The organism is Streptomyces sp. NPDC002130 (assembly GCF_040296465.1).
Lineage (GTDB): Bacteria > Actinomycetota > Actinomycetes > Streptomycetales > Streptomycetaceae > Streptomyces.
Genome location: NZ_JBEOXI010001280.1, coordinates 1 through 1031, shown reverse-complemented (window position 1 = coordinate 1031; position 1031 = coordinate 1). Strand labels below are relative to the sequence as shown.

At 57.7% G+C, this 1031-nt stretch carries 2 protein-coding genes; both read left to right on the top strand.

Annotation, left to right across the window (positions count from 1 at the left end):
* Positions 1 to 174 precede the first annotated feature (174 nt).
* Positions 175 to 414 carry a hypothetical protein gene (locus tag ABT116_RS50280; RefSeq protein ID WP_351648544.1) on the top strand — a complete coding sequence of 80 codons (240 nt, stop codon included), beginning with the start codon at positions 175 to 177 and terminating at the stop codon, positions 412 to 414.
* Positions 404 to 1031, top strand: a 628-nt coding sequence (locus ABT116_RS50275) for a hypothetical protein (RefSeq protein WP_351648542.1), incomplete at its 3' end; no start/stop codon positions are given. The genes ABT116_RS50280 and ABT116_RS50275, both read left to right, overlap by 11 nt.

Here is a 1031-nt window from a genome sequence, read left to right as displayed (position 1 = left end):
ACGTCCACGACATCGGCGGACCGAAACTCTTCTCCGCCGAATAGCCGTCAGCAGAATATTGGTACCAACAGTTGACTGTGTGTACCGAATAACGTGACATCATCGAAGGCGGGTTCGGTCCAAGCCGCATCACCGGACCGGCCCGCCTTCCACGAACACAACGAAGGGACGACCGTGGACCAGCCCACAACAGCTCTCGACACACCCGAAGCGGTCCTCGCCAACCTTGCACAGCTTCGCCAACGTCAAGAGGAAGACCGAAAAGCCCGAATCTCCAGCATTCGCCACGCACGCGCGATCGGACTATCAAACCAAGCGATCGGTGCCGCACTCGGAATCACCGAAGCGGCCGTTCGGATGATGATCAAACGAGTCGGCGACCCCGCAAGCCAGGAGGAACGTTGTGGCGCGTGAGTACGCCCGCACACGAATCGACATCGCCGACGACCGAGACTTCGAAAGCCTCTCCGTTGACGCGCAATTCGTCTACCTTCGGATCCTCATCCCGGACCCCAGTCTCCGATACAGCGGCGTCGTCGACTGGCGACCGAATCGTCTCACGCGAAAAGCGAAGGATCTGACACTGGACCGGCTGATTTCCGCGGCGGCCGAACTCGAAGAGCGACGCTACGTGCTGTTTGATCCGGAAACCGAAGAGGCTCTCTTGCGTTCCTTCATCCGGTCCGACGAGTTGATGCGTAACCCGAAGATGGCAGCGTCTGTCGTCAAGGCATACCGCGAGATCGCATCTAGAACCCTTCAAGCGGCCGTCATCTCGGAGCTCAAACGAGACCGCATCGAGCACCCCACTTACTCGTCATGGGAGCACAAGGACACGCGTGAATCGTTGACGAAACTGCTGTCGTATCCGGACCTGGCATCGGTTGGTTACACCAATGCGATTGCGGTCCCGATTACCAATCCTGATCAGGTCCCGATTACCAATCGGATTACCAATGGGAATACCAATGGGATTGGTAATCCGGGTACCAGCCCCGATTACCAATCGGATTACCAATCGAATTCGGTCC